The following is an 8,974-nucleotide window of genomic DNA, read 5'->3' as shown; positions in this document are numbered from 1 at the left end:
AATTGTATGTAAGGATCCCTTTGACTTACCTAACAAAAAAAGCCTCTTACTTAAAAGAGAGCTTTCTTGAATGTTTACTTCATTTAAATCGTTCCAAAACGATTTAGCGGCCATAAAACAAATTTAACATCACCTAAAATTTTCTCTTTAGGGATAAATCCAATCATTCGTCCATCTTTTGAATTCCGGCGATTATCTCCCATTACAAAGTATTCACCTTTGGGGACCTTTTTTTGTCCAGTCACTTCAGTCAATGTAAAATTATACGTCAATGGTTCATCATCCGTTAACGCCCCTTTAAACTCATCCAAGTAGGGTTCTTTGACTTCTTTACCATTAATATATAGATGATCTTCTTTATACTCAATAGTGTCTCCAGGTAACCCAATGACACGCTTGATGTAATTTTTCTTTGGTTCATCCGGTGCTGGGAATGTTACGATGTCAAAACGTTGGATCTCGGTATTTTTTAATGCAATTACTCGCTCACCATCAGCTAATGTTGGATCCATTGAATGACCTTTAACGATAACTGGTGTAAAAACAAATTGTCTCAATAAAAATAGTACTGTCGCTAAGCCGATGAAAAACAAAACTGTATGTAATAACTCTTTAGATTTCAAACTCATTCCTCCAAAAAACTTACTTCCCATATTTTACCACAAACAATGTAATTCATACAGGATTCTTTTCCTTTTATCCAAATTTTAATGTATATCTTAATAATAGTCTATTTAATCGTTTCATAAAACTATAAAAAATCTAAGCACCCACCATCTTTGTGATTTCATATAACTTAATAAAGCATTTCTCCTAAAATATCCTTTTCTAGATGGTACTATAGTCAATTAATTTCTAATGTAAAAGAAAAGTAGATGACTGTATAAGTAACATTTGATAAACTAAGGTATAATATGTTTGTAAGAGGAGGTTTCCTATCATGTTTATAACATTTGGCATGTTTATTGGTTTAATTATATTAACCCTAATTATGATCGCTTTAATTATCTATTTGACCTTTACGGGTACTGGCGGCAATCGCCAGAATAAAACACAGCAAGCAGAATTAGCAGCAAAAGAACGGTTAGCGCAACATCAGACTGATTCTACGAATACATTTGCTGATCAGGATGATTTTCAACAAAATTATGACCACGACCACACTAATCAGTCTACTTCAACTGACACATTCAACACCGAGGATGAAACATTCCATGTTCTTCCGTATCCTAAAGATGATCATTTTAAATAACAGTCTCTGCCATTTTAACTACAAAAAGATCAAACTTTTCAAGAACTTCATAAACCCACACAATGAATGAATCGTTATTGTGTGGGTTTTAATCTAGAGCACGCTTGTCCGTCCGCATTTAAAAACATTATTTTTGTATATAACCTTAGAAATTAATATTTTTTTTGTATTAAAAAAATAAATAATGATTGTTATATGTGATACTGTCCAAATAGTTTGACTTTAAATCATTCTGTTCCTATAATTTGAAAAAAGATAGAAAAAAAGGAACGATGAAATGGAAAAATTATTAAATGAAAAAAGCAAAAAGAAAATACAACTTTTTACCGAATTATTATATAGAGAAAACGAAGAAATTTCTTTCTCTTATTTACAAAATTTCCTGAACATTTCTTTGAGCACCTTGAAAAGATATCTAGAAGAGCTAGCAACTGACATTAAAAAAAATAACTATCTACAACATGTCATCTTAATAAAAAGAACTGGTGGCTGTTTGATCCAAAATCATTCGGATCATGATATGGACTATTTAATCATTCGTCTACGCCTTAGCTATTTCGAAGAATCACTCTTATTTAAAATTATTTTGGAACTTCTTTTGAATCACTATGATTCTGTTGAAGATTTGGCGGAAAAATTATATGTAAGTCCCCCACATTTATATAAAAATATTACTATTATAAATGAAGAATTAAAAATATTTCCTTTAAAAATAATTTTCCACCCAACTACTAATTTCCAAGGAAAAGAAAAATTCATACGAATGTTCAACTTTTACTTCTTTTGGAGTGTATACAGAGGAATTGCGTGGCCTTATAATTTTCAAAATATGAAACACTTTTCAGCGAGTGTTGATTTTGCAACATTAAAGAAAAATTATTCTGACTCTGTTATTAAACGTTTAGAATTTATGGTAGGCTTGTTTATGGTAAGACAATCAGCTCATCCAATCCGTTTGCCTAAAAAAATCAAAGAGCTATCAAAAAGCTTTGCAACAACGAATGATGTGTCTAAACTTGTTGAACCCTTTCTATCATCTGAAGATGAAATTCTGTTTTTTAATTTAATTGCTAGGTGCTATATTTCTGAAATTGATACTTTACAGGATAAAATCAGACTTTATGACTCATTTCCGAGAGATTTACCTCTAATCAAAGCCTGTGATCTCCTAACAAACGAGTATGAAAAGAAATTTTATCCCAATTCATCTATTGAAAAAAAACAAAAAGCAATCATCTTTTACTACCTATTGATTGGCTTGATTCAATCTACTTATTTTTCAATGAGTCCTGTTCAATTTTTTAGAGCATCTTTCAATAAAGAAAAATCAAACCAGCTTTCAATAAAAGAAAACCGTGAAATCAATGCATTTTATGAAACGTTTCGTAAAGAACATCCGGATTTTCCTGTTCCAATTTCAGCAGATTTTGGATTACGCGTTTTGTTAACTGTTTTAACGGAAACTTTCTCTCCCCCATCTTTATCCGTTTATATACAATACTCTAAAAATAACATCGGTACAGTATATATAGAAAACAAACTAATGACAATCTTTAATCCGAAAACGATTCGTTTTACTGAATGTCTAGAAGACGCTGACCTTGTCATAATAGACTGTTTCGAACCAAGGGAGGAACGGACAAAACAAAAAGTTTTTTACATTTCTGATGTCTATGATGAACAAACATGGTATGAATTATTTTCTTGTATCCAGATGATTTTATTTAAGTTAAAACAAGGAACCTAGAACCACTTCTATATAAATAAAAATGCCTTTGAGCGGTATCAAACTCGATATCTCCTTCAAAAGCATTTTTTTCTAGCTATTACTATCCTTAAAAAAATGGATACTCACGACTCTATGGTTCGATCTTAGCTTACGTAAGTATTCTCAACGTAGTCACTACATTTTTCTAAGAAAACTTTTGTCGATTTAGTTTTTTCATTAAGCCTTTCTTAGAAATTCTTGTTTTGCTCAATACGATTAGTCTAGTACAATTTATTGACTAAATAAGAAATATCTTTCCAATATCGTTTTCCTCAGAGAATGCTTTCTCTAAAGCTTCCTTATCTTTTTTGCTAGTCTTCTTGAAAAAAACAGCAATCCAATGAGAATAACTATTCCTATAGACCATTGATAAAAACTGTAGATCTGATCAAGATGACTTAATACTAATTTAGTTTCTTCTAATATATTATACAGTCCTTTTACTACGTTATATCTAAAGGATAAAAAATTATTTTCTCAATTCCTTGTTCCCTACTGAGTATACTATTAAATGTTTAGATTTTAGAAGTTAAAATAAACGCTTTTGGGAAAATGAATTATCTAGAAAGCAAAAAAGAAACGCTCTAGATAAAGAGAGTTCCTTTTTTTTGTACCATCAAAAGTACCACTATTCCGTTTTTAGTGCATACATGTTTGTACCACTAGAATACCTAATTTGCTATTAAAAACCTATATTACAGACGCGCATTCAATTCTTTTGCTAAGTCTTCAAAGCCTGGTTTACCAAGAAGAGCGAACATGTTTTTCTTATACGCTTCAACACCTTCTTGGTCAAATGGATTTACACCATTTAAATAACCAGAAATTCCAACTGCGATTTCAAAGAAGTACATTACATACCCTAATGAATAAGCATCCATCGCAGGAATTTTAACGATCATGTTTGGCACGCCGCCATCTGTATGAGCAAGTAAGGTTCCTTCAAATGCTTTTGTATTTACAAAATCAATTTCTTTCCCTTGTAAATAACCTAAACCATCTAAATCTTCTGCTAATTCAGGAATTGATACTACATGTCTTGGCGTTTCAACTTTTACTACTGTTTCAAATAAGTTACGCATACCATCTTGAACGTATTGTCCCATAGAATGTAAGTCAGTTGAGAAATCTGCCGCTGCTGGGAAGATTCCTTTTTGGTCTTTTCCTTCTGATTCACCGAAAAGTTGTTTCCACCATTCAGAAAAATAATGCATGCCTGGTTCATAGTTAATCAACATCTCAGTTGTTTTACCTTTACGATATAAGATATTTCTAAGCGCAGCATATTGATATGCTTGGTTTTTACTTAAGTCAGTTGTCGTTGCATATTCTTTGCGTGCATCGTTCGCACCAGTCATTAAGGCATCGATATCGCCTCCACTCACTGCGATTGGCAGTAAACCTACAGGTGTCAATACAGTGAAGCGTCCACCAACATCATCAGGAATCACAAATGTTTCCCAGCCTTCAGCGTCTGCTTCAACTTTAACCGCACCTTTCGCACGATCAGTTGTTGCGTAAATCCGTTTGTTCGCTTCTTCTTTACCATATTTTTTAATCAACAATTCTTTAAAAACTCTAAATGCGATTGCAGGTTCTGTTGTTGTACCTGATTTTGAAATCACATTGACAGAGAAGTCACGATCACCAATAACATTGATCAAATCAGCTAAGTATGTTGAACTAATACTATTTCCAGCAAAAAATACTTGTGGTGCTTTTCTTTCTTCAGCTGGTAATAAATTATTAAATGAATGATGCAAAAATTCAATTGCTGCTCTGGCACCTAGGTAAGAACCACCGATACCGATTACAACTAAAACTTCTGAATCAGATTGAATTTTTTTAGCCGCTTTTTTGATACGGTCAAATTCGTTTTTATCATAATTTTCCGGCAAATCAATCCAGCCAGTAAAATCACTTCCAGCTCCAGTTCCTTCTCTTAATGCTTTGTCCACTGCAGTCACTTGTGTCTGCATGTATTCCAATTCATGATCAGCAACAAATGATGTTAAATTGGAATAATCAAATTGAATGTGTGACATTCCTTCTCCTCCTTGAAATTAAAGTTAATACAGTATCTACTTTACGTTCTTTTTAAGCATTTTTCAAGCAAATTATGAGTGTCTGTACCAATTTTATTTTAATTCATTTAAAAAGACTGCTATTTCAGTGTAGGATAAATGAATTGTTTAGCTTTTAAGCTTAACTAGATTTGTCATTCGTGCTAGAAAAAATGAAGAACAATCATGACGATTTACATCATTTTTATTCTTCATTATTCTATATATAGATATTCAAAAACTAGGATCTAAACAACTATTTCCCTTTGGTTCTCAACTAGACCAAACCTTGACTTAGCATTGCTTGAGCCACTTTTTCAAACCCAGCAATATTTGCACCTAAAACAAAGTTATTTGGCGCATTATATTTATTGGCTGTATCACGACATGTTTGATAAATATTCTGCATAATATCATCCAGCATACTATCGACTTTTTCAAATGACCAAGACAAACGCTCAGAGTTTTGGCTCATTTCTAATGCAGAGACTGCTACACCTCCTGCATTAGCTGCTTTACCTGGACAATATAGCACCCCTGCTTTATCTAGCACGGCCACTGCATCTAATGTACATGGCATGTTTGCCCCTTCTGCTACCACTTTACCACCATTTTTGACTAAGAGGTCCGCTTGTTTCTCATTGATCTCATTTTGAGTCGCACAAGGCAAAGCAATGTCATACGCGATTTCAAAATCCCAAACTGATTGACCATCATAATACGTAGCCTCTTTGTGAGTAGTAACATACTTAGAAATACGTTCTCGATTTTTCTCTTTTAATTCTTTTACTAATTCAACATCAATGCCATTAGGATCATAAATAAACCCGTTAGAATCAGAACAGGTAAGAACTGTCCCACCTAATTCTTTTACTTTTTCCATTGCGTAAATCGCAACATTTCCACTACCTGAAACAACAACTTTTTTTCCTTTAAATGACTCATTTAAATCGTTTAATAGGTGTTTTACAAAATATACGCAGCCATAACCTGTAGCTTCTGTTCTCGCTTCACTGCCCCAATACCCTAATGGTTTCCCTGTAAGAACACCGGCATCATAATTTCTCAAACGTTTATACATTCCGAATAAATAGCCAATTTCTCTTGCCCCAACACCAATGTCACCAGCAGGTACATCTGTACTTGGCCCAATGTGCTTTTGTAGTTCAGTCATGAAACTTTGGCAAAAGCGCATCACTTCTCCGTCTGATTTCCCTTTAGGATCAAAATCGCTTCCGCCTTTACCGCCGCCAATCGGTAGGCCAGTCAAGCTATTTTTAAAAATTTGTTCGAAGGCTAAAAATTTCATTACACTTAAATTCACGCTAGGATGGAAACGTAAGCCGCCTTTATAAGGCCCAATCGCAGAATTATATTGCACTCGGTATCCACGGTTTACTTGCCAGTTGCCTTGATCATCTTGCCAAGGCACTCTAAATTGCAGCATTCTCTCTGGTTCAATCAAAATACCCAAAATATTCGCATCAATAAATGCTGGATTTTCTTTTAAAAAAACCTCGACCGTTGGTAAAAATTCATCGATTGCCTGCAAGTATTCCACTTGTCCTCGATCGTTTGCATGAATCTTTTTTTGAATCTCTTCCACGTACTGTTTTGCTTCCATTTAATCACCCTCTCATCGTTATAATCCTATTTTAACCTAAATTCTGAAAATTTCCACAATTTTTTACTCTGAATTGCAAAAAAAGTAGAAAAAGTTTTGAAAATTGTGTTAAACTACCATTGAATCGGAGGAGAATTTATGAAATTATTTGATGTCATTGTAGTTGGAGCTGGAACTAGCGGAATGATGGCTGCTATCGCTTCAGCAAAAGCTGGCAGTAAAACGTTACTAGTAGAAAAAAATAAACGTGTTGGAAAAAAACTTCTATTAACAGGTGGTGGTCGCTGCAACGTTACTAATAATCGTCCAGCAGATGAAATTATTGCCCATATACCAGGGAATGGAAAATTTTTATATAGTGCTTTTTCTCAGTTTAATAACTACGATATAATGGACTTTTTTGAATCGAATGGCACACATTTAAAAGAAGAGGATCACGGGCGGATGTTCCCTGTTACGGATCGTTCAAAAACAATTGTGGAAACACTATTCAATCAGCTAAATGAACTTGACGTAACCATATACACAGAAGCAAAAGTTGAAAAGGTGTTGCGTAAGGAAAATCAAATAATCGGCGTTGCGTTAGAACATGAAAAAATCTATGCTCCTTGCGTTATTTTAACGACGGGTGGTAGAACCTATCCTTCTACGGGATCGACGGGTGATGGCTATAAATTAGCCAAGAAATTAGGTCATACAATTAGTCCTTTATATGCAACTGAGTCTCCAATCATTTCAAATGATCTTTTTATAAAGAATAAAACGTTGCAAGGTCTTTCTTTACAAGATGTTTCGCTCTCAGTCTTAAATAGTAAAGGGAAAATAGTTGTCGAACATCAAATGGATCTCTTATTTACCCATTTTGGTATTTCTGGTCCTGCCGCGCTAAGGTGTTCTAGCTTCGTAAATCAGGAACTTCAAAAAAACAATGAGCAACCTGTTATATTATCGCTTGATATTTTCCCTGAAAAAGAAAAATCAACAATCCTCCTTGAAATAGAAGCTAAACTGAAAGAACATCCTGAAAAATCATTAAAAAATGCTTTAAAAAACTTTATACCAGAACGCTTCTTAGATTTTTTATTAGAACAGTCTCAATTGGCTCAAGTCTCAGCAAAACAAGCTACCCCTCAACAATTAGATCAATTTGTCCATTTAACAAAAAATTTCCTGATGACTGCTGACAAGACCTTACCTATAGAAAAATCTTTTGTCACTGGGGGAGGAATCTCTTTAAAAGAAGTAAACCCTAAAACAATGGAAAGCAAGTTAATTAATGGCTTATTTTTTGCAGGTGAACTATTGGATGTCAACGGCTACACAGGTGGGTATAATGTAACTGCTGCTTTCGTCACAGGACACGTAGCAGGCAGTCATGCCGCTGAAATTGCGGGATATACCTATTTACCAATAGATGAAATTTCAGCCAACTGATTTTCAAAATCAGACTGTGCGTTCTTAGTTAAATAGGTTGTTTTCACTAAGAAATGGATTCGTTTTTCATTACTAAAAATAAAAAATGGAGCAAAAGTAATCCTTTCGGAAAATAAGCTTTTGCTCCACTTTTTTTATTTAATCGTCTAGTTTAGACTTCTAAAATATAACCAATTGAACGGACTGTTTTCACACGAACAGGAGAATTCAATTGTTTTGATAATTTTTTTCGAACATGGGAAACCAGATTACAGACACGATTTTTTTCTACTTTTTCCGAATTATTGTTCCAAACGCAATTATATATATCTTCATAAGTAACTGTTTGGTTTTTATTTTTATACAGAATGCTAAGTGCCGTGAATTCTTGTCTCGTTAGATCGATTTCCTTTTGTTTATTAATCAAAGCGCAAGACTTTTCTGGAATCATTTCAAAAGAATTATTATCTTCAGTTGGTTCAACCATTTTATTCTTGATACGCTTCAAAATATTTTTCAAAATCAGATCAAATTCTTCTAGATCTTCTGTAAACACACCATCTGCACCAAGTTTTAAATAAACCATGCGTGATGTATATATTGTATGGTTTAGATCAGATAATATTAATAAATAAATATCTGAACTTTTTCTTACTTCTAATAGACATTCGCATATTTTGGTGAAATTTAGTTCTTCACTCTCCTCTAATATCAAAACGTCCATGCTATTTACCTGACTTAAATCAAGATCTTCTACTAATTTTAAAGAACACGATTGATCCGTTTCTAATTGTTTAAAGTACTCGTTTTGAGGTGTATTTAATGAAACATAGCCTATATTGTACATACTCATT

The 8,974-nt window shown here is 33.4% G+C and carries 7 protein-coding genes; 3 read left to right on the top strand and 4 right to left on the bottom strand.

The window, feature by feature from the left end; genetic code table 11:
- Positions 1-83: 83 nt before the first annotated feature.
- Positions 84-629 (bottom strand): signal peptidase I, encoded by a 546-nt coding sequence (gene lepB / locus A5880_RS15725; RefSeq protein ID WP_086329995.1) that lies wholly within the window; start codon positions 627-629, stop codon positions 84-86.
- Positions 630-940: 311 nt separating this feature from the next.
- Between lepB and A5880_RS15720 the strand changes: the two genes are divergently transcribed.
- Both A5880_RS15720 and A5880_RS15715 read left to right on the top strand, forming a co-directional pair.
- A complete protein-coding gene (locus tag A5880_RS15720; protein WP_086329994.1) occupies positions 941-1,252 on the top strand; it encodes a hypothetical protein in 312 nt (103 codons plus the stop codon).
- A gap of 277 nt (positions 1,253-1,529) precedes the next feature.
- Positions 1,530-2,999 carry a helix-turn-helix domain-containing protein gene (locus tag A5880_RS15715; RefSeq protein ID WP_336577239.1) on the top strand — a complete coding sequence of 490 codons (1,470 nt, stop codon included), beginning with the start codon at positions 1,530-1,532 and terminating at the stop codon, positions 2,997-2,999.
- Between the two features lie 716 nt (positions 3,000-3,715).
- Here the strand turns inward: A5880_RS15715 and A5880_RS15710 are convergent.
- Entirely contained in the window at positions 3,716-5,065 is a 1,350-nt protein-coding gene (locus A5880_RS15710; protein ID WP_086332019.1) for a glucose-6-phosphate isomerase, read from the bottom strand.
- Between the two features lie 295 nt (positions 5,066-5,360).
- Positions 5,361-6,707 (bottom strand): NADP-specific glutamate dehydrogenase, encoded by a 1,347-nt coding sequence (gene gdhA / locus A5880_RS15705; RefSeq protein WP_086332018.1) that lies wholly within the window; start codon positions 6,705-6,707, stop codon positions 5,361-5,363.
- Between the two features lie 138 nt (positions 6,708-6,845).
- Between gdhA and A5880_RS15700 the strand changes: the two genes are divergently transcribed.
- Positions 6,846-8,141, top strand: coding sequence for a BaiN/RdsA family NAD(P)/FAD-dependent oxidoreductase (locus tag A5880_RS15700; protein WP_086332017.1), 1,296 nt, complete (start codon positions 6,846-6,848; stop codon positions 8,139-8,141).
- Positions 8,142-8,292: 151 nt separating this feature from the next.
- On the opposite strand, the gene A5880_RS15695 is transcribed toward A5880_RS15700, so the two are convergent.
- Positions 8,293-8,967, bottom strand: a complete 675-nt coding sequence (locus tag A5880_RS15695) for a winged helix-turn-helix transcriptional regulator (RefSeq protein ID WP_086332020.1) — start codon at positions 8,965-8,967, stop codon at positions 8,293-8,295.
- Positions 8,968-8,974: the final 7 nt, after the last annotated feature.

It is taken from the genome of Enterococcus sp. 4G2_DIV0659 (assembly GCF_002140715.2).
In the GTDB taxonomy this organism is placed as follows: domain Bacteria; phylum Bacillota; class Bacilli; order Lactobacillales; family Enterococcaceae; genus Enterococcus_L; species Enterococcus_L mansonii.
This window is presented reverse-complemented; position numbering and strand designations above follow the sequence as displayed.